The sequence below is a fragment of the Spirosoma spitsbergense DSM 19989 genome, assembly GCF_000374085.1.
Lineage (GTDB): Bacteria > Bacteroidota > Bacteroidia > Cytophagales > Spirosomataceae > Spirosoma > Spirosoma spitsbergense.
Window position 1 is genome coordinate 1 of sequence record NZ_KB893612.1, and the last position, 25862, is coordinate 25862.

Sequence of the window (25862 nt, forward strand, 5' to 3'; positions counted from 1 at the left end):
AAGGCGAACATCGCATAAGCACTCATCAAAACATCGGGCAAGGAAAAGGAACGATTGGCTGCCCGTTTATCGGGAAAGCTACTAAACCAGCTACGCAACGTGATCATTTCGGTATCCAAACTGATGGCTTGCTGTAATTGTTGGTAGGTTTGACGCATGAACACAAACTACCAAATCAAACAGCAAAACCCAAATTAGAAATTGCTGAGCAAGTGTTGACTGATGTCGGCATAGCTGTTGCCCATACTGTAAAGCGATAGCACCTTTTGCTCCAACTGGGGCGTGAGTACTATCTGCCGCTTGGGTACAAGTTGGGGCTGATAGCTGCCTGACCGGTCGCGCGGTGTGGTCAAGTCGAGCAGACCGGCACTGCTTTTGACCGTCTTGGTGGTTTTGCCGTTGCGTCGGTTCTGTTCGATTTGGCGGGTTTGGCCTAAGTGATGGTCCATTTCCAGATTACTGGACATAGACCCATTTGGGGGTGATGAGTGTCTGCGCAATGGACTCCAAGTAGCGAGTAAAGCCGACCAGCGACTGAACATGGCTACGTAAACAACTGATGCCTTGACGAAAGAACGAGATGGCCATTGACGAGCGGCCATCTCGGTACACCTTTTGCTTCAACGAGCCATTCTCGAAGGCTTCGCGCAGGGATAGAACGTAAGCCATTACGACGATAGCGATGAGCAGCATAATCTTCCCATCGTCCTTGAAATTAAGATCTTCGATATTAAAACCCTGTGTCTTTAGGTGTTTGAAACACGTTTCGATCCGCCAGCGACGGCGGTAGGCTTCTGTGATCTTGACCTTGTGAATCAAGCTGGATATGAAGTATAAAATTGGCTCCTCAGGATCAGTTTTGGGGTTTTTGAGCATCACAATGGAGAGCGAACAGCCCTTCAGGACGAACCCTTTGATCACGCCCCGCTTGCGGTGGTGGGCTTGTCGGACTAACTTTGAATAAGCTGGACCGGGTGCTGCCCCAATAGGTAGCCGGTAACAACCCGCGCTAAGCCGGATGACAAAATCGACCCCTTGCAGACAAAGATAGCGTAGCCATTTCTGGCCAACGTATTCGCGGTCCGCTAACAGAATTTTACCCTTTAGGCGGTAATAGCGCAAGGCTCCGGTCATCAACTCTTGTCGTTCCACCTCACTACTATGTCCCTTCTTATTGAGTGGAATCCAGTAGATAGGAATGGCAGTGTCTCGATAAAGCATGCACAGGGTCAGCAAGTGGATTGGCTTCTTACCAACCCGCCAAGTGGTGGCATCCAGAATTAGGTACGTGAACCGGCTGTCAAAAAGTCGAAAGACGAACTGTAGAATGCAGATTATCAATTGATTGGGCGTCGTCAACCGGAAGAAACGAATGAGCCGCTTGTAGTGCGAGTCTTCTTTGGTGTGATCGTTATCCAGCAGCTGGGGCAAGTAGTCTTTGAGGACATTGAGCCGGGCCGCCGGGCGGTTAGTTGAGCGAGCCAGCACAATAGCTGCACAGACCAGCAGCAGGTTTCGGAAGACGTGTTCTGGCAGATCCGGAAAGAAGCGTTTACATTTGGCGAAAAGTGGCTTGGCCATAGTGATAGTTTTGATAAGTTTTAGAAGCTGTTTGAGTTAGCGCGTTTGGAAACGAGAAAGCCGCCTGTCGGAGTTAAGTTGTGTGCAGCAACTCTATACTTCCGACTTGACGGCCTCTCAATGGCAAGGTATTGAAAAACTTATTTGTGTCAAACGAAAAAGCATTTGGCCACTTCAACACATTATCGAGGCCATCTTTTACGTGACTAAAAACGGCATTGTTTGGCGCGATCTACCTGAGGGTTTTCCTACTTGGCAGACCGTCTACTGGTACTTTAGAAAGTGGGCAAAGGATGACACTTGGCTGTTGATTGCCAATGAGTTGACCGTACTTCATCGGACTAAAGTTGACAAAAAGCCGTTGCCGAGGGTGGCCATCATCGACTCGCAAAGTGTTAAAAACAGCGCGACGGCCACCAAGCAGATTGGCTTTGATGGGGGTAAACTCATCAAAGGCCGCAAACGCTTTCTGATCGTTGATACGATGGGGCGATGTACGTCCGGCCAATGTTCATGATGGTCAGGCTGGTGTGGTCATGTGGGAGCAGGCGGAGCATCTCAACCCGTTGCTGGATGATTTGGTATTGATGTATGCTGACAGCACATTCGGTGGTCATTTTAGAGAGCAATTAGAAACGATGTATGATATGCACGTAGTGATTCCGAAGTCTCCGATACAAGCCCAACCTACTGGTAGTAAGCTAATTATTCATCATTGGAGGTGGATCGTTGAACGAACTATTTCGTGGCTGGGTAATAATCGACGGTTGGCCAAAGACTACGAACGTACCACTTTATCGGCCCAAACTTTTATCTGGATTGCCCACATCAGGCGTACGTTAAAACGAGTCTGGAATTAACTCAAACAGCTTCTTAGCGAACTTAAACTTACCGTCGGTCAGCCACTTTTCTGTTTTTTACCCTCCATGTCCAGTAATCTGGTCCATTTCCCCTTCCAGAGCGGACTCCAGGAAGTGTTTGAGCAAGGGGGCGAACAAACCGTTTTCGCCCGTCAGGGGTTTTCCTTCGTAGAGGCCTTTAATGGCCGCTTGTTTGAAGGACTCATAGTCAAATTGGTCAGTCATAGTAAAGTGAAATTAAGAGATTTTTCTTTTCCCCTTCTATTCACCCTTTTATATGACACAGTTCAGCGAGCAGTCTCCTGCTGACTGCCATTGTCATTGCGCAAAATGACTCCTTTTAGTTCATGGCTCCGGTTTATTCGTCGAAACAGATTGATTAAGTCGACTTGACGAATGCTGCCCTGAAACAGCCAGTCCAGAATTTTTCGGCTGTACACATCAATGACACTCAACAGATAGTAATTCCGCCGTTCCCCTTGCACCGCTCCGGCCTTTAGGTTTGAGTGCTGGTAAGAAACCAAGATTTGGGTAGCTTGCCAGACAGACAACCGAGCGGGCTTCCCTAGCGTCTCCGGCCAGGCTCGCAACCTATGGGCCGATTCAGGTCCCGCTCGGTCTTTCTTACCCAACCTCGAATAGAAATTAGGGCGTTGTGGCCCATTAGCAAGGTAGCGAGTGATGAGTAAGCAGTTTGATTGTCGAACCATAAAATTAAGCACTTCAATGGACATTCACCATTTCATTGGTATTGATGTTTCTAAGAACACCCTTGACTGGGCTGTTTATGCTAATAAAGGCATCATCTGGCAAACCCAATCTGAAAACTCACCAACTGCTATCCGAGCGGTGATCAAACAACTCCAGGCACTCCCTGATTTTGATCGCTCAAACTGCGTGGTTTGTATGGAGCACACGGGTCTTGTGCGACACGAAGTTGCACGTTTTGAGTATGGATGATGATCCATTCGGTTAGTGCTCGAACCGATCTCCAATCCGTAGGGGCGTCACTGGTAACGGTGGGGTCTGTTGCAAGCGGATAAAGCCTAAGATGCGCGTCAGTCCTTGACGCAAATCGGGCCAGGAGAAGACCGAAAGGGTGAATGAGAATGAACCTCTGATGAGGTGGCGTCAGTGTTGGTTACCGAAACAAGGATTGATACGGTAATGATGGGACAAAGAGGAACATTCGGCGATGCCTTCGGATGGTGAGCACCCTAGTCCCCGCCATAAAGGAGGCGCCCCACCCGGTCGCATCTCAAACGTGTGGAACGTGGTGGCCACCGCGTGGTAACCCCAATGAAGTCTGTGCATAGTGTACAGTAGGCCTGACCGCGAGGAAAGGCACAACTCTTCATCGGACCGCCGAGCGGTGGGAACAGGAAGACCCAAGAAGCGAAAGTCGGCAAGCCGAAAGGCAACGGGAATTCATAACCGGCCGGATAGGGCAATACCCACCTTGAAAGGGGGCTGACGTGGGTCTGGTGGATGACCCCAAAGACGGAAGAACAGATTTTGAACAAGGAGCTTAGTTCGATGCACCCTAAACCGGAAGCAAACCGACTCATTGGACCAACCGACTGGCATGCCATTGATTGGCAGAAGGCATTTCGGTTGCTCAAAAATCTACGCTCCCGCATCTTTCGGGCGGCTCAGGAAGGCGACTATAAAAAGGTGCGTTCCTTACAAAAGTTAATGTTGCGAAGTTATGCGAATCGAGTAACCAGCGTCCGTCGGATTACCCAACTCAATGCGGGTAAGAACACGCCGGGGGTGGATCAGGTGGTGGTCAGAACGGCTGTGGAACGCCAAAAGCTGGTGGAGGAACTGAGCCAACACCAACCTTGGAAAGCCAAACCCGCCCGACGGGTTTATATTCCTAAAGCCAACGGAAAGCGCAAACTGGGTATTCCTGTCATCGCCGATCGGTGCTTACAAACCATGGTGGTGCAGGCCTTGGAGCCGGAATGGGAAGCCAAGTTTGAAGCCAGCAGTTACGGGTTTCGCCCCGGCAGAAGTTGTCATGATGCCATTGAACGCATCTTTCGGTATGCCCGACCCGATAGCCGACGAAAGTGGGTTGTCGATGCCGATATCAAAGGTGCTTTTGATCACATCGATCACTCGTTTCTGCTCCAACGAACCGGTCGTTTTCCTGCCAAAAGTTTGCTTGAGCAATGGCTAAAAGCGGGGTATTTGGAAGCGAACGTATTCTACCCGACTGATTCAGGTACTCCCCAGGGGGGAAGTTGTTCTCCCTTGTTGGCCAACATTGCCTTGCATGGTTTAGAGCAGGCTATTGGCATGGACTATCAACACGGAGGTGGTCGTGTACAAACTTGCGGACCACGCCGGGTAGTGAGGTATGCCGACGATTTTCTGGTCTTTTGCTCGACGCAGGAAGATGCTCAACAAGCCGTATTGCTGCTTAAAGATTGGTTGAAAGAACGGGGACTAGCCCTATCAGAGGAGAAAACACGTATTGTTCATCTGACAGATGGGGTCGATTTCTTAGGTTTCCATGTGCGTCAGTATCCGAGCCGAAACACAGCTACGGGCTGGAAAACGCTCACCAAACCCAGCAAAGCATCGGTTCAGAAAATTCGGGACCGTCTGCGAGCGGAGTGGTTAGGGTTGAAAACCCAGCGTGTGGAAGTGATTGTCAAACGGCTGAATCCGATCATTCGGGGTTGGTCGAACTACTTTCGGACTGGGGTCGCCTATGAGACCTTCACTAAGTTGGATCGGTGGATGTTTGACCGTCAGGCACGCTATGTTCGTCGGATGCATCCTCGTAAAAACTACGCCTGGAAACAGGCCAAGTATTGGGGACGGCTCAATCTGGATCGCCAGGATAAGTGGGTGTTTGGGGATAAGCAGACGGGCATGGCACTCCAGAAGTTTGTCTGGACGCCAATCCAACGGCATATCCTGATTCAGCATACTGCCTCTCCGGACGATCCTCGTTTGCGGGCGTACTGGCAGAAACGTACCCAACGAAAGTCGGCTGAGTTAGTACCCAGCAAGCAACGGATTGCCCGACGGCAAAACCACCAATGTCCGGTCTGCAAAACGAGTCTGTTTACGGATGAAGCCTTGCACGTTCATCATGTCAAACCAAAGCAGGAAGGGGGCAGTGATGCCTATTCCAATCTGCGGTTAGTTCATGTGACGTGTCATCAACAGGCACACTCGAAAGCATTCGCAGCAACAAAAAAAACAAAGCAAGGAACCCTGAGCCGGTTGTCATCTGCTTGAGCCGGATGTGTTGGAAGGCACAAGTCCGGTTCTGAGGAGGGAAGGGAGCCGCAAGGCTCCTGACCTATCCGACTACAACGCACACGCCTTGGAAGTGTTTTTTCAGGCTCAGTTACCAATCTGCTAGGGCGGTTTGGTTGCCTGCTTGAAAGTCAGCCAGTTCTTTATAGGCGTCTTCGTTTATCAAATTCCAGGCCCGGGCGTATGCGTCAGAATGACCAGTACCAAGCATCAGTTTCTGCACGAACGCCAAGATACGCTCATAGGCATCCGACACCGTTTTGGCCGGACTGGATTGGTCAAGAGCCCCAAACGTACTAAGCTCAAGGAGCAGATTCTGGGTGAGTTCGTCTTGCATGCCCAAACTAGGTGTGTTGATTGCAAACTTGGTTTTGTTCCCTACTGCATCTGCCTCATGAACGGGCTGTTCTTTTTTGGGTGGCCTAAAAGCCCCCTAAGAACTTCCTTTTACAATCGTATTGTCGGCCGACTCATTTAACCTTGAATCGTCCTTGACGGAATGACAAAAGTCCGATCAGTATAGGGTAGCAAATTACTTGTCCTGCTCCGGTAAGGTAGATTAGCAAAGAGGTGATAGAAGGCCCGGTTATTGGGTAAAGGCGGGCCTTCGTGATTCACGAATGCCTACTTTACGACTCCTCATCCCCACTTTTCTCCGTCTTAGTAGTCGTTACTTCCTGACCAGGTTGTTGCTTGGAGTCTTCCGTTGAATCGGTCTTGGTGACGGTGGTCGTTTCGGTGGTCGATGTGTTGGTTTCTGTTGGATCTGGCATCTTTTTGTTTGTTTATCGTTTCGGCATACAACTCGTCAGTGGGCAAGATATTCTGAAATCAAGCAAGGATGAACGTAGCTGACTTCAATAAGGAGTGAAAAGTGATCATTATGATCCCTGGCCCAATCGAGGTTCTTCTTTGTCAAGGCCCTAAAATTCGGGATGACTCATGTTTATGGATAATTAGGTAGACACTATATGTTTCGGTTGCCACGACCACCGAACAGTTTTGACACAAGCCAGATAATTACGGCTACAATGACAACTACACCAATGATTCCCGTATAGGCACCCGCCTCGAAGATGCTGCCAATAGCATCGCAACTGGTCAAGAACAGGGTTAAAAACAGGGCCACAAAGGCAACAGGAAAGTAACGGAGTAGCGATTTCATAACGTTGACTGGTTCTACGTAATGGACAACCAACCGATTTTCGGCGATTGCACAATTAACCCGCTCTGTCTCACTTTGTTCTAACTAGGTTGCAATCAAATATTCGGTAGTGGCTGAACTGTGTTGATTAGTATCATTCGCGGACGAAAGTATAGCCAATATCTATAAATAATATTCTACTAATCAATTTGTTATTGATTCGTGAATTAGTCTGTAAAGAAAGCAATTCCCCTTTTGCGAAAGAATGCAGATACCCGTCTGGGATCAGCATGTAATTGATTTAATTGCTCAAGGACTGCCTCCTGAAGTTGGTCCAGTGTAGTAAAAACTTGATTCTTCAGACTTCGCTTCAAATGGCTCCAGAGTAATTCCACCGGATTTAGTTCAGGACTGTAAGCTGGTAGCCGTTCCAGATGAACTCGCCCGGCTTTACCACCTAAAAATGCTTTGACCGTCTGGCTGCGATGGATGGCCGCCCCATCCCAGATTACCAGTAAGTCACGCTTGCGATAACGGCAACAAAGCTTGTTTAAAAACCACACAATGTCTTCACTGTTAAAGGGCTGATCCTGTCCTGCCAGATACAGTCGGCCATTAGGGGCAATGGCTGCGATCAGACTCAGATGGGACCGCCCGGCTTGCTCGACAAGGATCGGTGTTTGCCCACAAGGTGCCCACGTGTGCGCCAGTAATGGTAACAGATAACAAGCAGCCTCATCAATATAAACAATGACCCTCCCCTCAGCCTGCGCTTTTTTTAAGCTCGGGTAGACGCTCCTGCCGCCAGTGAGCAACGGCCTGCGCATCCTGCTGACGAGCCCTTTTCTGAGGTTTCTGTCGGCTCCACCCTACTTTTTTCAACAGACGTCCTACCTGAGAAGGATCGTAACTGACCCCGAAACGCGTTTTAATGACCTCATTGACCCTCGGCCTGGTCCAAATGGCTCCTTGAAACCCGTGATGCTCTGGCCCGTGGTTGAGTTGATCGACCAGTTCTACCAGTTGTTCATTCGATAGCCGGGCAGGTGCGCCTATTCGTTTACCCTCCTGCAAAGCGGTTGCTCCTTGTAGACTATATTTAGTTAGGGTCCAACTCGCCCAGCCTTGAGTCAAGCCGAAGGCCTGAGCAATGGCGTTCTGCTTCCAACCCGCCTGTCTGAGTTCAACGCACCGTCGCCGTAGGGCTTCATAATCACTTTGTTTGTAGTTTGCCATATCAGCAACAAGACATAGACATTACAGACTTACTCACTGGTCAATAATATTATACGGCACATAGTTGAGTTTGCTGATCAACACACTTCAGCCACTACCACTTTGTCGTTTGGTGACTACAAAGATGACACGACTACCAACTTTTACAATTCCCCAACACGTTCTAATAGCGCCAATTGCTTCCATAACAACCCAAAAGCCGCATACCCCTTTTGCGAAACAACATTTTTTTCTCCCATGGCAATTGTAAACTGCTGTATGAATAAAGCAAACTTCACAATGACAAAACCAAACCCCATTAAAGCAATGTTCGTTCGTATCTAAGCCAAAAAAGTCCTTTCATTTGCCAGGTGGTCAATTGGATTTCTGCGCTCTTCTGCTATTAGAATCTTTTCTGCATTCCTACATGAATCTTTATTTAGCTGCGAAGGCGCTGCAAAATCTGTCCCTAAAACTTTATTTTATACGGGTTGATCGTGAGTTCAACCTGCCAACAGATTGCTTAAGTGTGTTAGTAGCCATTTCAACCGCGTTGGCAGTTTCGATGCTGCCTGCATTTCTTAGAACTTTTACCAGGATATTTAAATCATCTTCCAAAGATGCTGTAAGCATATGGTCGCCCATTCCCGACAGTATCCGCATAATAATATCTTCCGTCCGTATTTTGTTTTCACCGGAAAGCCGGTCGTAAGCCGAGGAAAAAGTGCGGATGATTTCTTTAAAATTTTCGTGTTGCATTGATTCTGTTGTAGCAACAGCGAGCGTTTCAAACGTGTCCATTAACTGGGGCATGACATTATCCTTATATACAATTGGATAAGGGTCATTATCCCCTTTGTGGTTGGTATCACTCCAGCGAAGAAGCAAATCACGCAGGGTACGCACGATAGTTAATCCCGGAGATTGAGATTGTTTGGCGGTTGAAATAGATGTCCAGGCAATCATTTTTAGTTGCTTCACTCCGTTGGCCGGATCATTAGTTATATCCCGTTGTAGATCTATTTCGATAGCCTCGCCTACCACATACCCAACGCTTTCGCCATCCTCAATAGAAGTTGATGTTACATAACCAATTTCGTCTTCGTAAGAAACATAATCTCCGAGTGATACCGACAGTACCACCTCAACCTCGGTTTTGAGCTTTTTGATTGCACTATGTATTCGTTTTTCATAAATGTTAGTTATATAGCCATGTCCTTTTGTTTTTATTGTTACATGGCACGGCCCATCAAAACATGGAGTGGACCTGGTTTTAGCAATAAATAATAATTGCTTTTTTCTTGCTGAAATAATGTGATCGTAAATAGCCCCAATAATTACCGCCGGGCGCATTTCGTTAATAGTGGTATAAACAAGAATCAAGAGAAGGTAAATAGCAATTACACAGAGAGAAAAAGCAACTGAAGCGCCAATAATGGGGTTGAAAGAATCATTTACAGATGCCAGCACTATAAGCGAATAAAAAGAAAGCCCAACAAAAAAACCAAAATAGAATTGATTGTGGCGGGCACGCAAAAACTGGTCGAAAACCTGCGTGGTCATAGAGGATGCTGTTTGCTGAACCACTATTAACAAAAGGGTAATGGTAAGAGATAATACCGTGATGATGCTGCTGGCGATTGTACCCAATAAGTCGCCGGTAGCGCCCCCACTGTGGAAAATAGTTTTTTTCATTAAGGCTCTTACCGTATTCAGCCATTCCTGGTGATTGTGGTCCAACATATTTGAGCATGCCGCTAATAAAATAAAGACGACAAGAATTATTGTGGGAAGCGTTAAAAACTCTCTGAAGGCACGTTTTACCGTAAGCCATACCTGCATAAAGGAGTTGTTTTTATTTTCTATAAATATTACAGAATACTTACTTTCCATTTTTTAATTATTGAAGTTGTTTAAAGTTATTTTGGATTGGTCTATATAGCTAGTATGCTATAACCAGTAAACTAAAAAGCTGTTCCGATCATTTTACGGATGAACACTTACTCGATCGCCTGATCGACACTCAGGTCGCGCAATTGCACCCGTTCAATGGAGTTGCCGATTCGGGCTGTTATGGTTGCTTCGTAGTTATCGACTTTAGTTTTTTCGCCTTCGCTGGGCAACCGGCCAAATCGACCCAGCAGGAGACCGGCCAGCGATTCATAATCGCCCTGTCGGTGTAAGGGGTGAGGCAAAAGGGTATTCAGATCGTCGAGCGACTGGGTGGCGAGCACCGAATAGGTGGTCTCATTGACCTGCTCCACAATTGGGCGTTCCTCGTCGGAGTCATCCTGAATTTCGCCTACTAGCTCCTCCAGAATGTCTTCCATGGTCACCAACCCTTCTGTGCCTCCGTATTCATTGATCACTAACGCCATGACTTTACGCTGCCGCTGCAAATCGCGCAGCAGCAGGCGAATCGATTTGTTTTCGGGCACTACCAGCAATGGTTTCGTTAGTGTCCCCAGATCGACGGATGGCTGCTGTCGCAGAGCGATCAACAAGTCCCGCAGGTGGATGACGCCCAGTACATGATCCATGTCCTCATCATAACACAGGATTCTGGAGTATTTTTCAGCCATCATACGGTCTAGCACCACTTGATCAAAGTCATTCACGTTGATGCCGAAAATGTGCGTCCGGGGTACCATGATCTGCCGGACCGTTCGATCCGAAAAATCAAAGGCCCGGCCCACGATGGTCAGATCGGAAGCCGGAACCGGGTGATCCGATTCGTCAGCCTCTTCCTGGCTCTGACGAACCAGGAACTTTAATTCATCGGGACTATGTACTTCAGTCCCGTGCGTGGCCTGGATGCCAAACCCCTTCAGCACTGCATTGGCAAATCCGTTCAGCACCCAAATAAAGGGGCGAAAGAGCAGGTAAAACCCCTGCAAGGGATAAGCGATTAACAGCGTTGTGCTTTCTGATCGCTGAATGGCGAGCGATTTAGGGGCCAGTTCGCCAAAAACAATGTGCAGCATCGTAATGAGCGCAAAAGCAATGGGCAGCGAAATTTGGTGGGCCCGCTCGGCGCTCAGCGATAGACCGACCAGATCGAACCCGGCTGTCAGGAGTGCCCCCACGACCGGTTCGCCAATCCAGCCCAGCCCCAGGCTGGCCAGGGTAATGCCAAACTGAGTAGCGGCTAAATACCCGTCGAGGTGGGAAAGCATATGAGTGGCCAGCTTAGCCGACGCGTTGCCGGCCTGCGCTTTAAGCTCCAGTTGGGATGCCCGCACTTTGACTATGGCAAATTCGGCGGCCACAAAGAAGCCATTCAAGGCTACCAGTAACAGGGTAAACAAAAAGTTAAGGATCATTCGGTTCGTGTATAAGGTAGAGCTCCCCCCGTATAAAGCAACGGTTAGCCCTATTAGTTTACCAATATTGCCAGCCGCCCCCAGTGCCCTGTACAAATCGACCAGCGAAGCGCCTGAAAAGGCTTTATAGGAATAAGTACGTTTAAACCGTATGCCATGGATAGGAGTTGACAGTTAGTAAAAAGTCGTCCAATTAAACGCCCATTTTAGAGGCATATGTATGAACTTTCCTTCGTCTCAGATAGCGCCTTTTTACATGACTGCTTCATCAAGAGGACGGTTGGCGGTCGGTTAAGGTTAAATCTGAATTAAAGGCTCATCTCGCTTAACCTATTCAACGTTATCAGGGGGTAACTAGTAGTTTAGCCCAATGCAAAAAGAATTAGCGACCCCCACGGACCATCCCTTTACGTGGTTGGATCTGAATGATCCCGCTCCGGAGGAGCTTAACCAGGTGGCCCAGAAATATGATCTCTACTATACGGTCATTAAAGACTGCCTGGAGCCCGACCATCTGCCAAAATTTGAATCCATCGGACCGGTCAATTTTATCATTACTCGAATTTATAACCCCGATAAAGAGACTGATGCTGATACGATTCAGGAGCTAAGTAATAAAATTGCCATCTTTTACAGCAAAGACTTCATCATTACCGTTCATCGAAGTGCTCAGCCGGTACTGGACGAAATTAAAGATCGCTTTGTGACCCCCGGTCATTGTCAGTCAACGGCTGAATTAACCATCCGCATTGTTCGCTGGGTACTCACTAGTTACATTGATCCAGGTCTGGCCTTGGCCACTGAGTTAGATGGGCACGAATCGGCTTTATTCTTGGGAAAGCCCACCAGGCAGGTTCTCCAGCAGCTCTATTATTTGAAGCGTAAAGCTTCATCCGCGAAACGTATCCTAACCCTGACAGAAGACATTCTCCACTGTTTGCAGCGAAGTGAGGGGGCTTCTCCGGTTTTACAGGATACGTTGGATTTACATTTGAAAGCGCGCACCATCTATGAACAACTGGAAGAGGCGGCTACGCACCTGCTGAATATCTATTTATCCATGGCTTCCCAGCGGACCAATGACGTGATGCGGGTATTGACCGTGTTTTCGGCCTTCTTTCTGCCCTTGACCTTTATTGTGGGCATTTACGGGATGAACTTCGAGCACATGCCCGAATTAGGCTGGCGCTATGGCTATCCGGTTGTGCTGGTGAGTATGGTTATTGTAGCCTTGGGTATTTATGGCTGGTTTAAGCGTAAAGGCTGGCTTTAAGGGCTTTTTACCCGCAACGGAGGTTATGGCTAATCTGGTAGCATCGGTTACTTGATCAGCAGAGAACCGCTTTGGTGACTGTAGAAACCAGCGTTTTTGTGAGACTGTTGGGCATAACCAAACAAAGAGGTGGCTGGCCTATTTCGGCAATTTCCGACCACTTCGGCGGCCCGGCCCAAGACGGTCACCACGGAAGATACGCTGGAGCGCGTCCGTTTGTGTCCCAAAAAGAAATTGGGTATCTTAAGAGAAGTAAGGTGTACCGCAATAATCATTTCACAGAAAAGCCTTGTCCGTTGAATCTATATGTGGCTTTAACTCGCTGAGAAGCGAACTGGTTGTCTTGTCCTAAAATAGGTTTACCATCACTCCAAGCAGATGGACCACTTATTTTTGCTTCGTACTCAGGCGCATGAGCTCAAAATGCGTCAGATGGTTGAAGAGATCAACCTGGGTCGGCTGACCATTCCCCAGGCCATGGCTAAGTTTAACGTTTTGACCCGTCATACCGTTAGGAAGTGGCTGGACCGAGTCCGTCACGAAAACTTCCAGCGCGCTGATGCCATGAAACAAGCCAGCCAGCAGCCACCCCCAACCCTCGTTGAGCAGATGGCTTTAAAAGCTGATGAGTTAGCCGGTCAAGTCAAACAACTTAAGAAAGAGCTTGAGCAAGCTGAACTCCAGGTGATTTATTACACGACCATCATCCGGGTTGCCGAGCAGGAGCTGGGCATCGCCATCGAAAAAAAGTCCGCTACCAAGCAATCCAACTCCTTCTAGTGAGCCATCCGCATATTCGCCTAAGGCGGATCGGTGGGTTGTTTGGGTTTAGTCGGCAAGCTTATTATCAGCACACGCATCGGCTGATAACAGGGGAAGAAGCAGATAAGCAAGTGCTGGAGTTAGTGGAAAAAGTGCGAGCGGATCATCCCCGCATTGGGGGCAAGAAACTCTATGATCTCATTAAGACGAGAATGTTGGAAAGGGGAATAAAAATGGGTCGCGATGCTTTGTTCGACCTATTAGCCGCTAATCACCTGTTAATCAGAAAGCGTAGGCGAAAGATGATTACGACTTTTTCACGCCATCGGTTTCGGAAATATCCCAACCTGATCAAGGATTTAACCATTCTACGACCCAACCAGGTCTGGGTCGCTGATATAACGTACTGGTTAACGGAAGTTGGTTATCTGTATATCTCGTTCGTTACGGATGCATATTCTCGTCGGATTATGGGCTTTGCCGTTGCGGCCAGTCTGGAAGCGATTCACTCTCGGCGCGCTTTGGAGATGGCTCTTAAACAGATTACCAAGCGGATGGGTCCGAACTTAATTCACCATAGCGACCGGGGCATTCAGTATTGCTGTGATGAGTATACGCAGGCGGTCGACAAGTATCACATTCGGATCAGTATGACTGAAAACTCCGATCCGTTAGAGAACTCGATTGCCGAGCGAATCAACGGTATCATGAAACAAGAGTATCTGAGCCATCAACCGGTTCGTTCCCTCGAAGAAGCCTATACCTTGTTAGAGAACGGGGTATTTCTGTATAACTACAAGCGGCCGCATCTGAGTTGCAATATGCTGAGCCCTGATGTGGCTCATAAGGGCCACGGCCCCCTGGAACGTCGTTGGAAGAACTATTATAAACCTCCCGGTTCGGAGGATAAAAAATAGTGTAAATTCGGACTAAGAAGAAAAGTGTAAATGAATAACCGGACTAACTAAAAACGGTCAACTTATTTTAGGACGATACAGTGTAATCGCATAGTTAAAAATACCGACCTTTAACTGGATGATTTTATTGACGGGTTTATATTGAGACAAATCATTAACCGATAGTTGTTTACGTAAACCAATAAATAGCATTAGTTACCCTTTTATTGGCCGAAATAAGCCGGTTAGAGTAGGAGGGAAGTGTGTACGGAAACAACCATTGGTGTCACATAAAGAACGTGGTACGCAACATCCACCATAAGCCTCATGAGGGTGTTTTGAGCTACTTCTTACCTTCATGAAGCTGACCAGTACTGTACGTCGAAAATCATTCGGTTTTTAGAAGATATTTCGCCACAAAACCACCTTAAATCTCTTGATATGAGCCTATTCCGTGTTGAACCATAACTTAATTAACTTAGGTAGAAAGCAGTAAACAATCAGTTCGTTCCTGCGCTGGCTATCAATAAAAAGACGATTCAGGAACAAATGAATCAAATGAGGTAGAAGGCGATGGGGAGCCTGGGGATCAGCGAACTCGAGTTTCTTGTGGAAGGATGAAGCCTCCTGGCGAAAACTCCTTAACAACAAAGACAGCGTTTGTTCTTCAACTGATGGTTTTGTCAACCGTTGTCTATAACTACGAAACAGCGTATTGACTTCGATCAAAAACGATTTGTCAACCTTAAACTCTCTTAAGAAGGCGTCACGCCATGTTTCTAACAAATCACACTGTACAGTGGGTTTATACTGCCAGGCTTCGAGGAATTGATGGATGAAAAGACAGCCCACGCGTAATCGTTGCCAATCAGGTTGACTGGCGAGTAATGCTACCAACTCAATCACTGTCTGGCTATCAATGTGGAACCAGGTCTCACAAAGATCAATTGTAGTTGAGCCAAACCGCTCAATCTCGCGTTGATAGGTATCAAACTGTACCCGATGGACACGACCGGTTGATATCGAGAGTTGATTGACCCATGTATGAACACTTGTAATCAAAGGTGTTGATTGCTGATCAGTAGCAAGAAAACGTAATCGGAGGTGCTTCTCCGGATCAGCGTAGCGAATGAAGAACCAGGACCGTAGTAACTCATGAGCGGTTAGATCAGCCAGTAAAGAGGGAAGATACTCGCGCAGGAATGCTTCGAGGAAAAGTGGAGCTGCGTAAAGCTTCAAATAAACCCATTGACTTCCCGGCATAAATTGCCGGGAGGGTCCAATTATATCTTGATTGACAGTGATTTTTTGCTGCTCACGTTGACGGTGTACCGCCCGTAACGGAATAAGCAGTTCATAACTCCAGCGTTTCTGCTCGGCGGGGTGAACTATCGATTCTACTGGTGTGTCAAGCCACTCAAACAATGTCGCATGACCGTCTCGCTGTAGCGTCTGGTGCAGTAGTATGAGACCCTCCCGGCTCGCGGTATCCACTACTAATTCATTATCGCCTTCGGCCAGGGTTACGAAACGAGTCACTTTATTCTCCTCATACCAGGCGTTCCACTTGTCAGTCAGTTCTTCGCCAACGTCCTCCCGGCGAACATACCACCGGGCGCGGCTTAGCAACACATTTTGATATTGAACGCGGGGTAAAAACGGCATTGTCTTTAGTATGCCCCAATCCCAACCAAAGCGGAGACTATCATTTTGATGCTGTAGGTCATATAGAAATCGGTAGTGCGCCAAGCCACCGGCAGCCACATTATGAGCCGTTGACAACCGTGGGATTATTCGTTTCCCTTGTTTTTTCGAGTGCAGGACTACCTGCCCCCCGACCGCCATAGAAATCATTAGATCGTTCAGGGGCAGTTGCTGTTGCTCTTGGATGGTTGATTGGGTTAGAAGCGGGATTTCGTGGGATCGGAGTATGGGACGTCGTAGCACGTTGCCAGTATGAGTTGCTGGCAAATGGACTAACTCTGCCAGTAGTGTACCTTCGTAAACGGTCTGTTCATCGGTTAAGCACTGTTTCAGGTACGTTTCAAGTTCAGGGGAAAGATGGGCGAAACGACCCAGCAGATTGGCCGCTGATGGTCCTCCGATTCCTTTCAGGAAAAAAAGCGGATCCGAATCCAACATGCCGCGGACTAACTGCCCCATTGCGTAACTACTGGCGGGAAGTACGCGATCTTCCTGAATGGGAAAGATGGTGTCCAGTTCAGCTGTTGACAGCGATATCGTCGACTGCCGATTGAGAAGCGTTTCGGTATACAGACGCAATAAAACTTCAGATACTTTGCCTTCTGACGGGGCTATCGAAGCTGACCCTACCCAGGATAAGCTATCCAGCCAGGGAGTAGGTATCTCGTACTCGTCGTCGTAACCGATTCCAGTGTCTGGATTCAGAGCAACTAACAGGGGGACTGACTCCAGCTCGTAGCGGGTGAAGAAGCGTCGCTTAAAGGCATCAAGTCTTGGTACGGCTACCGGTTGACTACGGACTGCTAAATGTGATAGTGTGTGCGATAAAGCAGTACGCACACTGTCTGCCAGCACTGGCTTGTCCGCGAAAAAGAAGGCATCACACTGAACGAGAGACGAACCGGTAACAGCTACCAGTTCGCTCATCTTAACGGTTACCTGTTGGTAAGCGGCCACTGTACCTTCCTGAAGTAAGGCCTGAACTTGCCCGATACGATCAATAACAGATTGAGCGCCTGTCAACTCAGAAAGGTATGCAATCAGCACCTCCAGCGGATCGGGGCCAGTAATGTTAACACTTAGCTCTGAACAAAGAATTTGGTTGTCGATCAGTGCATAGATGTAAGCGGTGGCATCTTCTATAGGTATGTCGCTATTCTTAAGTGAGGCTACAAGCTGGCCAAAGGAGGTTGCCTGGCTGGCTTCTCCAATCAGACGGCGTAAGTGGTCGTCGGCGTCCACCTCATTCTGAAAGTAGGTACGCAATCCATTTTCTTCTTCGTAACCGATATACCATATTTTGTTTTCCCCTATCAGCAGGCTTTCATTAACCTTGTATGTCAGCTGGTGGCGAATAAAGGGTTGCCTGTTAACAAAGGAAAATAACTGACTGACTACCCCGGTATCCAGTCGAACGTTTCGTTTAATTGAGGCCTCAGTATGCAAATTCGATACGTCGCCCCATACGCCCATTGCTATCCCGGCAAATAACCCGAAGGGTGTACTACGGGTGGTCATTCGCACGTAGTATTTATAAAGTGTCATCAACAATTTTTCGCCCGGAGTAGGACCATTCGCAAGCCATGCCATCAGTTCTGCATGAACAGCTGGTGATGCGTAAAAGAGAGCTTCCTGACATCGGGCATCTTGGTAAATTGTTAATAGCACTGTAGCCAGTGGCGTACCTGTGGACAGTTGTTGTTGAGCGGACAGGAAATCATTGATAGCCAGTAATGGTCGACGCAGTACGAAGAAATCAGCCGGTACCAGTTTAGTCATCGGGCTGGTGCTTACTTATTTTGAAGAATCGATTTTTGAAATAGAGCCAATAGGTCTTCTTTATACCGGCCGGAGGTAGGGATGCGGGGAGCGTCTTTCATAAACAACTCATTGCCGTCAATAGCGTTGATCATTGAGATGGCCACAATGTAAGAGCGATGCACCCGGGCAAACTGCCGGGCGGGCAAGCGTTCCTCTAATTCTCCAATGCCGCTGTATGTGACGATTTGTTCGTGTTTATTGGTGAAAATAGACACGTAGTTTTTCAATCCTTCGATGTAGACAATCTCACTAAAATTAACCTTACGCAGCTTCCCCTTGTGTTCCGTTTTGACCAGGATAAAGTCGTCCGCGATAGCTACATCAGCCGAAGTCGCAGTGGCTTGCCGGTTGAAGTAGTTGAGTGCTTTCTCGGTGGCTTTTAAGAATCGATCGAATGGGATTGGCTTTAGCAGGTAGTCCAGTGCATTCCGGTCAAATCCATCGAGCGCAAATTCACTGTAGGCCGTGGTAAAGATGATCTGCATATTACTGCCGTACAGATCAACAAACTGCAATCCCGTTAGTGTCGGCATTTGTATATCTACGAATAACAGATCAACCGGATTCTCCTTGAGCAATTCAATGGCCTTTGGTACACGAGTCGCACTGTCGACAAGCTGGAGGTATGGGGTATCAGTGATGTATTTTTCTAATACATTGATGGCTGCCTGCTCGTCGTCTAAAATAAAACAAGTAATCATAGCACCGAAATTTTACCCAATTTAGTCATGGAGTATTTTGATACTTAACTCAGTCGAAAAGATACCGTTAATTTCCTGTTTTTGAAAGTCATACTTATCCCCGAATACAAAATTTAGTTGTTTGTTAATATTAGCCAATCCTAATCCACCTTGCGAATAGTTGGGACTCTCTTTACGGCGATTTGACGATGTAAATCGAATTGTGTCGTCGGTCAGTTCAACACTAATCCGGGCAGGCGTAGCCGGATCGAACACCTCACCATACTTAAAGACATTTTCGACGAGTGAAATCAGGATCAGGGGTGGAAGAGTCAACTGACGCTCGTACTCTTCGCCCGTGACCTGAAAATGAAGATGTAATTGATCGCCAAAGCGGTACTCCTGGATCTTCAGGTAGCATCGAATATACGTCAGTTCCTGGCCAACGGCTACCAACGACTCGTAGCCTACCTCCGATACACTCCGTAGCATTTGTGACAAGGCCATGATGGAGTCTGCCAGTCGAGGAGATACCATGAGCGCATCCGAGAATAAGAAATTAAGTGTATTATACAAAAAGTGCGGGTTTAATTGCGCCCTTAAAAAAGCTAGTTCAGCCTGTGTTTTCTCGGCCTCCAGGGCGGCAATCTGACGTTCGTTGTATCGTTTGTCACGCTCGAGTCGAATTGAATAGATAGCAAACCAGTAGCCATAGCTGAACAGTAGATATTGCATGGCCAGCCACAGGGAGTCGGGGATGAAGTTTCTGAGCATTATGAACGATTCGGTATAAGCGGTCCGAATGTTCAATAAGGGCATTAGGGTGTCGAACAGCCAGAAACGCATCAGTACGTAGCTACCAATCAGCAAGAGCGTATAAATCACCAACCGGATATACTGCTTTTTTCGAATGCAGGGGTCAACAACGGCATAAACATTTGTGTAGAACAGAGCCGCTACCAATCCGAAAGTCAACGGCATCTGAATGATGAACATTCGCTGGAGATCGCGGGAAAAAAGCAGCAGATTGTTAACCAGCAGGTAGATGACCCAGACACCTGCGTGTATCAGAATTTTTTTTCGATTGGCTTTTAGCCCATTTATTATTGGGTGTATCAAGGTCAAAATAACGTTTTGTATAGGTAAAAGAACGTTCCGTATAATATTTTAGGGTAATAACCGTCCAAACACCAACTTTCGGACATCAAAGCAAACAAATCTCAAACGTCAACCAAAAAGCTCATGAAAACCTCTATTACAACCGCCAGTCTGTCGATCCCTACTGTAAAAAAAGTAGCTATTCTATCGGCTAAACAAAGTGTCCGTAAAAATGCAAACATTTCGAGCACTACCTTACTCACCACGATGCTTTAGGCCAGCCGATACTACGGGGAAACAGGGCTTCGTATAGCGAATAAGGCTCCGGTACAATAAGTTAGCCTGAAACGTGTCATCTGCCTTGTTTTGTCCCATACATCAGTTGCCGCTCATTTCTACTCATGAATACGCTAATGCCACCGGACAATGATACCATACGGGCGATGGCGCAACGGGCAGGTCAGTTAGTACAACATGCCTCGCAGCATCAATACATGGCTCCTGGTGATCAATGGCTTTACTCCGTTTGGTATAGTGACCCCGACTGGTCTCTGCTGGATCAGATTTTGACTGATAGGGCGCCGGAAACGCTCAGTATACCCCTGCTCATTGGCTGCTTGCACCTACACCGTCGGGGTAGCGATGATCGACAGGCAATATTACTGGAACGGGCTGGCTTACTTGCTTACGAGTCGGCCACGGAAAAGATCAGTCAGGGACGGGTCGGTATCCTGACGGGGGGAACAGGTCCCCTGCACTATCTACTGCGGGCAGGTACTTACTCGGAAAAGGCTTCTTTGCATCTGAACAGGCTTGTCCGACAAACGATTGAACGTGTTACCCGGAACAGCCAGGCGGGGGGCGATCTGTCTTTGCAGGCAGGAAGAACCGGATTGATGTTGACATTGATCGAATCGGCCTGGCTGGTGAAAGACGGAAGGCGTATAGACGTAACCGTTACGGAAATTAAAGCGATTATCAGTGAGTACATTCAGTATCTGTTAGTTCATCAGATACCGATTGATTCACAGCCTGATAACTGGTCTGTTTTCCCGGATTCAGTTGACGGGCCGGAATGGAGCGTAACCGGTCATCTATCCTGGGCAAGGGGCGATTTAGGCCAGTTATTACTGCTTTACCAGGCAGGCCGATTACTTGACCGACCGGATATAGTGCGCTGGGCAGACCGGCTATCGGGTTACGTGCTACAACGAAGAATAATAAACCGGGTTCAGGTCGACTCGCCGGGTTTAGTTGATGGCATGGCGGGCCTATGTCTGCTCTACCGACGACTGTATCGGCTAACCGGGCGGCACGATTTCTATCGGGAGGGGGAGTTCTGGCTCCAGCGGTTTCTGACTGATATTCAGGCTGATCATCCACCGATGGACTGGTCATTTTTAACGGGTATGTTGGGTATCAGTGGGGCCATCCGTCAGTGGCTGGCCGATGACCATAGCCTTGATCTACTCTTTCTATGAGGACTGGAATACCTGCGCGTACAAGTTACTAACCCTTACTTTTCATTAGTTACATTTAACCAATTACCGAAATGAAGAAGTCGTTTTTTGCCGCCCTACTGGTAGCGGCTCCCCTTAGCCTGACCAGCATTCAGGCCCAAAACACAACCGTACAGTTTGCCGCCCTCAAAACAGCTACGCTTACGGCTCAGGATGTGCTGGACAAACACATGCAGGCCCTGGGTGGAACCGAAAAGATCGGTACGCTGAAGTCAGTTATTTTAAAACAGATTACCCTGGCCCAGACTCAGGAAATACGCCAAACCCTGTACATTTTGCCCGGAAAGGGTGTTCGGAGCGAGATGAACACCATGGGTTTCGAGATTACGATTGCCGCCCGTGGTGATAGCGGCTGGCAGGTGAACCCAGCCATGTACGGAAACCAGCAACCCGTAGCGTTGCCCGCCAAAGAGGCAAGGGCTGTTTGCGCCCAAGCCGACTTATTCGGCCCATTGGCCAGTGCAAAGGCCTTAGGCCATGAGGTAACCTACGGTGGCGACGAAAAAATAGACGGCGAGCTATGCCATAAATTGACCGCAACGACCCTGAGCGGTAGCCAGTACACAGGCTATATATCGACTAAAAGTTATATGCTAGTCAAGCTCATTACCAAAAGTATGGAGGTCTATTATTCCGATTATCAAAAAGTAGGCGATTACTGGTTTCCACACCTCGTCGAGATCATCAGTGGGGGCAACAAAGCAAGCCTGACCGACCGACATTTTGAGGTGAACAAGTCCATCAATGATGACTTGTTCAACATGCCCTCGGCCAACTGATTTCGACTCTTTTCCGCTTACTAGTCGTCCATTTTTGTCCTGAACTGCCATGAAAGCCTACCTGATGAGTTGGTTGCTGATGAGTACCCTACCCTGTTTTGGCCATCCGCTGACCCGCGTTCATACGCCTATCGACACGCTTGCGCTGGTCCGGCAGGGAGCGAAGAGGACCATTCAGGGAACGGTAGCCGATTCGGCCTCCAGACACCCCATACCGTACGCAACCCTCCGGCTGGTCGACACGCAGTTACAGCGTGACCTGAGTGGATTTATCGCCGACGAACAGGGGCGGTTTATGGTCGAGGTAGTGCCGGGTACGGCATGCCGCATCGACGTATCCTGCGTAGGTTTTGTGCCGAAGAGCCTGTCTGTCAACCCCTCTTCTGCCGACCGGCCAACGGTGTTGAGCATTGCGCTGAAAGCCTTACCGAACACCATTGAGGAAGTATCCGTACGGGCCAGTAAGCCCATCGTGGAAGAACAACTCGACCGCCTGGTGTACCACGCCGACCGCGACAATACGGCACAGGGCAACTTGGCTACTGATTTGATGCGAAAAGTGCCGATGGTAACGGTGCTTCCCGACGGTGGGTTGTCGGTTCGGGGTGCTACCAATGTGAAGATACTGGTAAACGGCCGAAGTTCGGTACTATCCAATAATCCGGCGGAGTTACTGCGGCAGATACCGGCAGAATCCATCAAGACTGTTGAAGTGATTACCTCGCCATCCGCCAAATACGATGCCGAAGGATCGACGCTTATTAACATTGTCACGAAAAAAAACCTGACGGAGGGTGTTAATGCAACGCTGAATTGGGGCGTTGGCAGTACGGGAAGCAATGCCGCCAGCACGGTATCGTTTAATTACAAAAAACTGAGCCTTAGTTCGGGATTGACGGGCAACTGGTTTTACAATCCGTTTGCTGCCGATGCGGATGTGTACCAGAAACATGGTACCAACTGGCAGCGCGTTATCAGTCAGCAGGCCAGCGGAAAAATGGGCATACAGGTGGTCAATGCCAATGCGGGCGTCGAGTACCGGCTGTCGCCCAAAAACCGCCTGTTGATTGGCCTGAACCACCGCATCCGCCGGATTACGACCGACCGCGATGCTCAGTTCAGCACCGGCACGGGCGAAACGACATTGCCGGATGGTCATTATCATTCGCTGATTCAGTCAAAAACCAACGACTGGAACGCGGAGTACACCCATACGTTTAAGCAGGCGCAACAGGAACTGACTCTTAGCTGGACGGGCGGTATCACCCGCAACCAGACCCTGACCGTACCGGCTTTGCCTACGCAAACCGATATCCAGTCGCAAAACAATGAGCAGGTTTTTCAGGCAGATTATCAGCATCCCATCCGCCGAAACTGGCTCGTTGAAACTGGGGTTCGGCTCACGGTTCGGCATATTACCAACAGCCTGAGCGACTCGGTAACCGACCACCGACTGACAACGCTGGGATATAACCAGCAGATAGCGGCTGGCTACTGGTCGAGCCAGTGGGATATGAAAAATAAGTGGAGTCTGCGAACGGGTATCCGGCTTGAACACACCACCAACCAGATTACTCAACTCGCTGATCAGCGTGACCAGCAATACACCAACCTGTTCCCGAATGCACTGATACAGAAGCGGCTAAAGAACGCGCGTAGCATAAAATTAGCGTATAGCCTACGCATTCAGCGACCACCCGCTCAGTTACTGAACCCGGCTGTTGCCACAACTGACCCCATAAGCCGATACGCCGGAAGCCCTTTACTGCAGCCGGAGCAAATCCAGACAGCCGAGCTTACGTACAGCACCTACGTTAAAACCAATTCGTTCGTTGTCAGCATGTTCGTTCGGCGTACTGCCCAACCCATCAGCCCGTACAACACCCTGACTGGCTATACCCTGGTGACACAGTACGTTAACCTGAGCAGTCAGACCGACGTTGGCTTTAACCTCTACGCATCCGTAAAAGCGTGGCAGCGCTGGCAAACGATTGTCCAGGCTAATAGCTACTACGCATCGCTGACAGGCGGGACATCGCTGGGTAACCTGACCAGCCGGGGCATCAACTATTCGGTTGGGATCCTGTCTACCTGCGAACTATCGAAAACGTGGGCCTTACAACTGTACGGCGGGTACAATTCATCGCGAGTGCGGCTACAGGGTCGTGATGCGGCTTTTACGTACTACCAGTTAAGTGTGCGGAAAAATCTGCCCCAGCAACGCGGCAGTATTGCCCTGGGGATAGACAATCCGCTGCAACGCCGGGCTGCCTGGGTAAGCTACAACGAAACCGATACGTTTGCCTACCGCAGTACGGCTTATCAATACAACCGGGGTATTCGCCTGACGATAATCTACCGGATTGGTAAGTCGGGGCCGCGCCAGGAATCGGCCAAAAGCCGCGAACGCCGACAAAGTGACCTGAAAGAAGACCAATGAGTTTCTACGTTCTTTTCCTAATTCCTAAACCCTTAAACCAATTCTCAATCATGATTACGTTTATTCGCAAGTCGCTTCTGAATACCTACACGGCATTCCCCCTACTGGTTTGTTTACTGGCTGCATCGTGGTCGTCTGAGGCCGCCAAACCGCTCACCGCAAAGCATCGGTACACGGGCGAAGAAATGTTCCGGGGCCTGTTTTTTCTCGAAGGCCGTTACGCAAACGCCATCCCTGAACTACAAAGCCTGAGCCTGTCTTACTCGAACAAAGTGGCGAAGGCGACTGCCCAGGCTCGTATCGGCAAGACGAGAAACCAGCTCATTGCCGCTATCCGGGCCACAAATCCAGCCTACTTTACTGAATTACAAACCGCACTGGAAAGTGGAAATCCCCTGAAAGTTCAATCTACCATACAGGAGGGTCGTCAGGTCGTTATGCGGGCAACCGGAAAACTCTACCATCTGAATACGGATCAGATTGAAAAATTCCAGAAACAGGCCACTAAACTATCCGCAGCGGGCCAACTCAATCAGCAGGCGGTTGAACACATGGTCAAAGCGATAAAACAGGGCCAATTCGATATTCAGCGGAATGCCGACGCCGGCATTATTATCGACTACTACTGTAGCCTGGTAATCGTTCTTGATTGTACGCTTCTGTGGGTTGTTATTATTATGCCCACGCTCGATGAGGTTAGTCAGACCCAATCGTCCCTGCTGACTGAACAACTGGTAGCCTCTATCTGTCGGTTGTCGGTCAACCCGTCCTGATAGCATCGTACCGGGTCAAACGGTACACGTTAGCCCGTCTTTTCTGTTGTATCTTCTTCTGTAAGATAACTTTTCCGATCCGGCTGGTCCCGGCCAACTAACCGATAGGGAAAGGTATTGCCCAGTGTTTTTATATAGTCTAAACCCCTAAACTTTTTTATCACTCATGATTACTTTTATTCGTAAGTCCCTGCTGAATGCCTACTCGGCTCTGCCTCTGTTGATCTGCTTTGTACTGGCTTCGTTCAGTAGCTTTGCCACCGAAAATACCCGGACCCGGGCTACCTTCCTCAGTGGTGAGGAGATGTTCCGGGGGGTGTTTTTCCTCGAAGGGCAGTATGCCCAGATGTTGCCCGAAGCCCAGTCACTCAAGATGGCTTATGCCAACAAAGCCCAGTCGGCCAGCCAGCAGGCGCTGGTGGCTCAGGTGCGGCAGGCCGTCCTAGCCGACATCAAGGCTACCCATCCGGGTTATTTTGCTCAATTCAAATCGGTTCTCAAGAGCGGGGATTTGATGCGGGTGAGCCAGACGCTGACCCAAAGCGAGAAAATACTGACCCAATCGCTGGAGCGGGTGTATCATTTGGACAAGGGTGAGTTAGCCAAGCTACAGGCCCAGGCCCAGGCCGAAGCAGCCCGTCAGGGTGGTAAGCTGGATGCTCAGGCCCTGGAGAAGCTGGTAGCTCAGATGCAGAAAGGCAAACCTATCGACGC

At 48.7% G+C, this 25862-nt stretch carries 26 protein-coding genes and 2 pseudogenes; 13 read left to right on the forward strand and 15 right to left on the reverse strand.

Annotated elements, in window-relative coordinates; all coding sequences use genetic code 11:
- Positions 1 to 209: 209 nt before the first annotated feature.
- A pseudogene (locus tag B157_RS0132220) lies at positions 210 to 452 on the reverse strand (transposase); the annotation flags it as partial.
- Positions 453 to 456: 4 nt separating this feature from the next.
- A complete protein-coding gene (locus B157_RS0132225) occupies positions 457 to 1581 on the reverse strand; it encodes a transposase (RefSeq protein WP_020607422.1) in 1125 nt (374 codons plus the stop codon).
- Between the two features lie 82 nt (positions 1582 to 1663).
- Here B157_RS0132225 and B157_RS37865 point away from each other — a divergent pair, with 82 nt between their 5' ends.
- Together B157_RS37865 and B157_RS37870 are read left to right on the forward strand one after the other, a co-directional pair.
- Positions 1664 to 2098 carry a transposase gene (locus tag B157_RS37865; protein WP_020607423.1) on the forward strand — a complete coding sequence of 145 codons (435 nt, stop codon included), beginning with the start codon at positions 1664 to 1666 and terminating at the stop codon, positions 2096 to 2098.
- The gene (locus tag B157_RS37870; protein WP_245565387.1) at positions 2058 to 2441 is read left to right on the forward strand and encodes a transposase; all 384 of its coding nucleotides are present in this window, start codon (positions 2058 to 2060) and stop codon (positions 2439 to 2441) included. Before B157_RS37865 ends, B157_RS37870 begins: the two co-directional genes overlap by 41 nt.
- 81 nt (positions 2442 to 2522) lie before the next feature.
- On the opposite strand, the pseudogene B157_RS37875 reads toward B157_RS37870, so the two are convergent.
- Together B157_RS37875 and B157_RS37880 are read right to left on the reverse strand one after the other, a co-directional pair.
- Positions 2523 to 2666, reverse strand: a pseudogene (locus tag B157_RS37875) (IS256 family transposase); the annotation flags it as partial.
- Positions 2667 to 2728: 62 nt separating this feature from the next.
- Positions 2729 to 2926: a hypothetical protein gene (locus B157_RS37880; protein ID WP_211225031.1), complete on the reverse strand. Its 198-nt coding sequence runs from the start codon at positions 2924 to 2926 to the stop codon at positions 2729 to 2731.
- Positions 2927 to 3167: 241 nt separating this feature from the next.
- Here B157_RS37880 and B157_RS0132250 point away from each other — a divergent pair, with 241 nt between their 5' ends.
- Together B157_RS0132250 and ltrA are read left to right on the forward strand one after the other, a co-directional pair.
- Positions 3168 to 3401, forward strand: coding sequence for a hypothetical protein (locus tag B157_RS0132250; RefSeq protein WP_020607427.1), 234 nt, complete (start codon positions 3168 to 3170; stop codon positions 3399 to 3401).
- A 528-nt stretch (positions 3402 to 3929) separates the two neighbouring features.
- Positions 3930 to 5699, forward strand: a complete 1770-nt coding sequence (gene ltrA / locus B157_RS0132255; RefSeq protein WP_020607428.1) for a group II intron reverse transcriptase/maturase — start codon at positions 3930 to 3932, stop codon at positions 5697 to 5699.
- A 112-nt stretch (positions 5700 to 5811) separates the two neighbouring features.
- Here ltrA and B157_RS0132260 read toward each other — a convergent pair whose 3' ends face one another.
- The 8 genes from B157_RS0132260 to B157_RS0132295 form a co-directional block, all read right to left on the reverse strand.
- Complete coding sequence (locus B157_RS0132260) at positions 5812 to 6057, reverse strand: hypothetical protein (protein WP_020607429.1); 246 nt, start codon at positions 6055 to 6057, stop codon at positions 5812 to 5814.
- A gap of 292 nt (positions 6058 to 6349) precedes the next feature.
- Positions 6350 to 6493: a hypothetical protein gene (locus B157_RS38710; protein ID WP_020607430.1), complete on the reverse strand. Its 144-nt coding sequence runs from the start codon at positions 6491 to 6493 to the stop codon at positions 6350 to 6352.
- A 194-nt stretch (positions 6494 to 6687) separates the two neighbouring features.
- Positions 6688 to 6885, reverse strand: a complete 198-nt coding sequence (locus B157_RS0132270) for a hypothetical protein (protein WP_020607431.1) — start codon at positions 6883 to 6885, stop codon at positions 6688 to 6690.
- Positions 6886 to 7091: 206 nt separating this feature from the next.
- Positions 7092 to 7691, reverse strand: coding sequence for an IS630 family transposase (locus B157_RS39985; protein ID WP_245565389.1), 600 nt, complete (start codon positions 7689 to 7691; stop codon positions 7092 to 7094).
- Entirely contained in the window at positions 7627 to 8100 is a 474-nt protein-coding gene (locus B157_RS39990) for a winged helix-turn-helix domain-containing protein (protein ID WP_026309105.1), read from the reverse strand. Before B157_RS39990 ends, B157_RS39985 begins: the two co-directional genes overlap by 65 nt.
- Before the next feature lie 143 nt (positions 8101 to 8243).
- Positions 8244 to 8399 carry a hypothetical protein gene (locus tag B157_RS39500; RefSeq protein ID WP_020607432.1) on the reverse strand — a complete coding sequence of 52 codons (156 nt, stop codon included), beginning with the start codon at positions 8397 to 8399 and terminating at the stop codon, positions 8244 to 8246.
- A gap of 157 nt (positions 8400 to 8556) precedes the next feature.
- Positions 8557 to 9972: a DUF2254 family protein gene (locus B157_RS0132290; RefSeq protein WP_020607433.1), complete on the reverse strand. Its 1416-nt coding sequence runs from the start codon at positions 9970 to 9972 to the stop codon at positions 8557 to 8559.
- 107 nt (positions 9973 to 10079) lie between these two features.
- The gene (locus tag B157_RS0132295) at positions 10080 to 11402 is read right to left on the reverse strand and encodes a hemolysin family protein (RefSeq protein ID WP_020607434.1); all 1323 of its coding nucleotides are present in this window, start codon (positions 11400 to 11402) and stop codon (positions 10080 to 10082) included.
- A 370-nt stretch (positions 11403 to 11772) separates the two neighbouring features.
- Here B157_RS0132295 and B157_RS0132300 point away from each other — a divergent pair, with 370 nt between their 5' ends.
- From B157_RS0132300 to B157_RS0132310, 3 genes are all read left to right on the forward strand, one after another.
- Entirely contained in the window at positions 11773 to 12675 is a 903-nt protein-coding gene (locus B157_RS0132300; protein WP_020607435.1) for a magnesium transporter CorA family protein, read from the forward strand.
- A gap of 378 nt (positions 12676 to 13053) precedes the next feature.
- Complete coding sequence (locus B157_RS0132305) at positions 13054 to 13455, forward strand: hypothetical protein (protein ID WP_245565391.1); 402 nt, start codon at positions 13054 to 13056, stop codon at positions 13453 to 13455.
- Positions 13455 to 14354: an IS3 family transposase gene (locus B157_RS0132310; RefSeq protein ID WP_020607437.1), complete on the forward strand. Its 900-nt coding sequence runs from the start codon at positions 13455 to 13457 to the stop codon at positions 14352 to 14354. Before B157_RS0132305 ends, B157_RS0132310 begins: the two co-directional genes overlap by 1 nt.
- 426 nt (positions 14355 to 14780) lie before the next feature.
- Here the strand turns inward: B157_RS0132310 and B157_RS0132315 are convergent, their stop codons facing one another.
- Genes B157_RS0132315 through B157_RS0132325 form a run of 3 tightly spaced genes read right to left on the reverse strand, consistent with a single transcriptional unit; the run spans position 14781 to position 19657 of the window.
- Positions 14781 to 17816 carry a lantibiotic dehydratase gene (locus B157_RS0132315; protein ID WP_020607438.1) on the reverse strand — a complete coding sequence of 1012 codons (3036 nt, stop codon included), beginning with the start codon at positions 17814 to 17816 and terminating at the stop codon, positions 14781 to 14783.
- An 11-nt stretch (positions 17817 to 17827) separates the two neighbouring features.
- The gene (locus B157_RS0132320) at positions 17828 to 18559 is read right to left on the reverse strand and encodes a LytR/AlgR family response regulator transcription factor (protein WP_020607439.1); all 732 of its coding nucleotides are present in this window, start codon (positions 18557 to 18559) and stop codon (positions 17828 to 17830) included.
- Between the two features lie 21 nt (positions 18560 to 18580).
- On the reverse strand, positions 18581 to 19657 hold the full coding sequence (locus B157_RS0132325; protein WP_020607440.1) for a sensor histidine kinase: 1077 nt from the start codon (positions 19655 to 19657) through the stop codon (positions 18581 to 18583).
- 123 nt (positions 19658 to 19780) lie between these two features.
- Between B157_RS0132325 and B157_RS40205 the strand changes: the two genes are divergently transcribed.
- The 6 genes from B157_RS40205 to B157_RS36505 form a co-directional block, all read left to right on the forward strand.
- Positions 19781 to 19912, forward strand: coding sequence for a hypothetical protein (locus B157_RS40205; protein ID WP_020607441.1), 132 nt, complete (start codon positions 19781 to 19783; stop codon positions 19910 to 19912).
- Between the two features lie 125 nt (positions 19913 to 20037).
- Positions 20038 to 21117, forward strand: coding sequence for a lanthionine synthetase LanC family protein (locus B157_RS0132335; RefSeq protein ID WP_084761900.1), 1080 nt, complete (start codon positions 20038 to 20040; stop codon positions 21115 to 21117).
- 71 nt (positions 21118 to 21188) lie between these two features.
- Entirely contained in the window at positions 21189 to 21935 is a 747-nt protein-coding gene (locus B157_RS37070; RefSeq protein WP_020607443.1) for a LolA-like protein, read from the forward strand.
- 49 nt (positions 21936 to 21984) lie between these two features.
- The gene (locus B157_RS0132345; RefSeq protein WP_020607444.1) at positions 21985 to 24375 is read left to right on the forward strand and encodes a TonB-dependent receptor; all 2391 of its coding nucleotides are present in this window, start codon (positions 21985 to 21987) and stop codon (positions 24373 to 24375) included.
- 50 nt (positions 24376 to 24425) lie between these two features.
- The gene (locus B157_RS0132350) at positions 24426 to 25148 is read left to right on the forward strand and encodes a sporulation delaying protein family toxin (RefSeq protein WP_020607445.1); all 723 of its coding nucleotides are present in this window, start codon (positions 24426 to 24428) and stop codon (positions 25146 to 25148) included.
- Between the two features lie 166 nt (positions 25149 to 25314).
- Positions 25315 to 25862 (forward strand): sporulation delaying protein family toxin (locus tag B157_RS36505; RefSeq protein WP_041952393.1); only part of this gene is annotated, 548 nt, incomplete at its 3' end.

Excerpts from the sequence above, each read along its gene's own strand:
- B157_RS0132225 (WP_020607422.1), bottom strand. The coding sequence starts at position 1,581 with ATGGCCAAGCCACTTTTCGCCAAATGTAAACGCTTCTTTCCGGATCTG.
- B157_RS0132250 (WP_020607427.1), top strand. The coding sequence starts at position 3,168 with ATGGACATTCACCATTTCATTGGTATTGATGTTTCTAAGAACACCCTT.
- ltrA (WP_020607428.1), top strand. The coding sequence starts at position 3,930 with ATGACCCCAAAGACGGAAGAACAGATTTTGAACAAGGAGCTTAGTTCG.
- B157_RS0132260 (WP_020607429.1), bottom strand. The coding sequence starts at position 6,057 with ATGCAAGACGAACTCACCCAGAATCTGCTCCTTGAGCTTAGTACGTTT.
- B157_RS38710 (WP_020607430.1), bottom strand. The coding sequence starts at position 6,493 with ATGCCAGATCCAACAGAAACCAACACATCGACCACCGAAACGACCACC.
- B157_RS0132270 (WP_020607431.1), bottom strand. The coding sequence starts at position 6,885 with ATGAAATCGCTACTCCGTTACTTTCCTGTTGCCTTTGTGGCCCTGTTT.
- B157_RS39985 (WP_245565389.1), bottom strand. The coding sequence starts at position 7,691 with ATGCGCAGGCCGTTGCTCACTGGCGGCAGGAGCGTCTACCCGAGCTTA.
- B157_RS39990 (WP_026309105.1), bottom strand. The coding sequence starts at position 8,100 with ATGGCAAACTACAAACAAAGTGATTATGAAGCCCTACGGCGACGGTGC.
- B157_RS39500 (WP_020607432.1), bottom strand. The coding sequence starts at position 8,399 with ATGGGGTTTGGTTTTGTCATTGTGAAGTTTGCTTTATTCATACAGCAG.
- B157_RS0132290 (WP_020607433.1), bottom strand. The coding sequence starts at position 9,972 with ATGGAAAGTAAGTATTCTGTAATATTTATAGAAAATAAAAACAACTCC.
- B157_RS0132295 (WP_020607434.1), bottom strand. The coding sequence starts at position 11,402 with ATGATCCTTAACTTTTTGTTTACCCTGTTACTGGTAGCCTTGAATGGC.
- B157_RS0132300 (WP_020607435.1), top strand. The coding sequence starts at position 11,773 with ATGCAAAAAGAATTAGCGACCCCCACGGACCATCCCTTTACGTGGTTG.
- B157_RS0132305 (WP_245565391.1), top strand. The coding sequence starts at position 13,054 with ATGGACCACTTATTTTTGCTTCGTACTCAGGCGCATGAGCTCAAAATG.
- B157_RS0132315 (WP_020607438.1), bottom strand. The coding sequence starts at position 17,816 with ATGACTAAACTGGTACCGGCTGATTTCTTCGTACTGCGTCGACCATTA.
- B157_RS0132320 (WP_020607439.1), bottom strand. The coding sequence starts at position 18,559 with ATGATTACTTGTTTTATTTTAGACGACGAGCAGGCAGCCATCAATGTA.
- B157_RS40205 (WP_020607441.1), top strand. The coding sequence starts at position 19,781 with ATGAAAACCTCTATTACAACCGCCAGTCTGTCGATCCCTACTGTAAAA.
- B157_RS0132335 (WP_084761900.1), top strand. The coding sequence starts at position 20,038 with ATGAATACGCTAATGCCACCGGACAATGATACCATACGGGCGATGGCG.
- B157_RS37070 (WP_020607443.1), top strand. The coding sequence starts at position 21,189 with ATGAAGAAGTCGTTTTTTGCCGCCCTACTGGTAGCGGCTCCCCTTAGC.
- B157_RS0132345 (WP_020607444.1), top strand. The coding sequence starts at position 21,985 with ATGAAAGCCTACCTGATGAGTTGGTTGCTGATGAGTACCCTACCCTGT.
- B157_RS0132350 (WP_020607445.1), top strand. The coding sequence starts at position 24,426 with ATGATTACGTTTATTCGCAAGTCGCTTCTGAATACCTACACGGCATTC.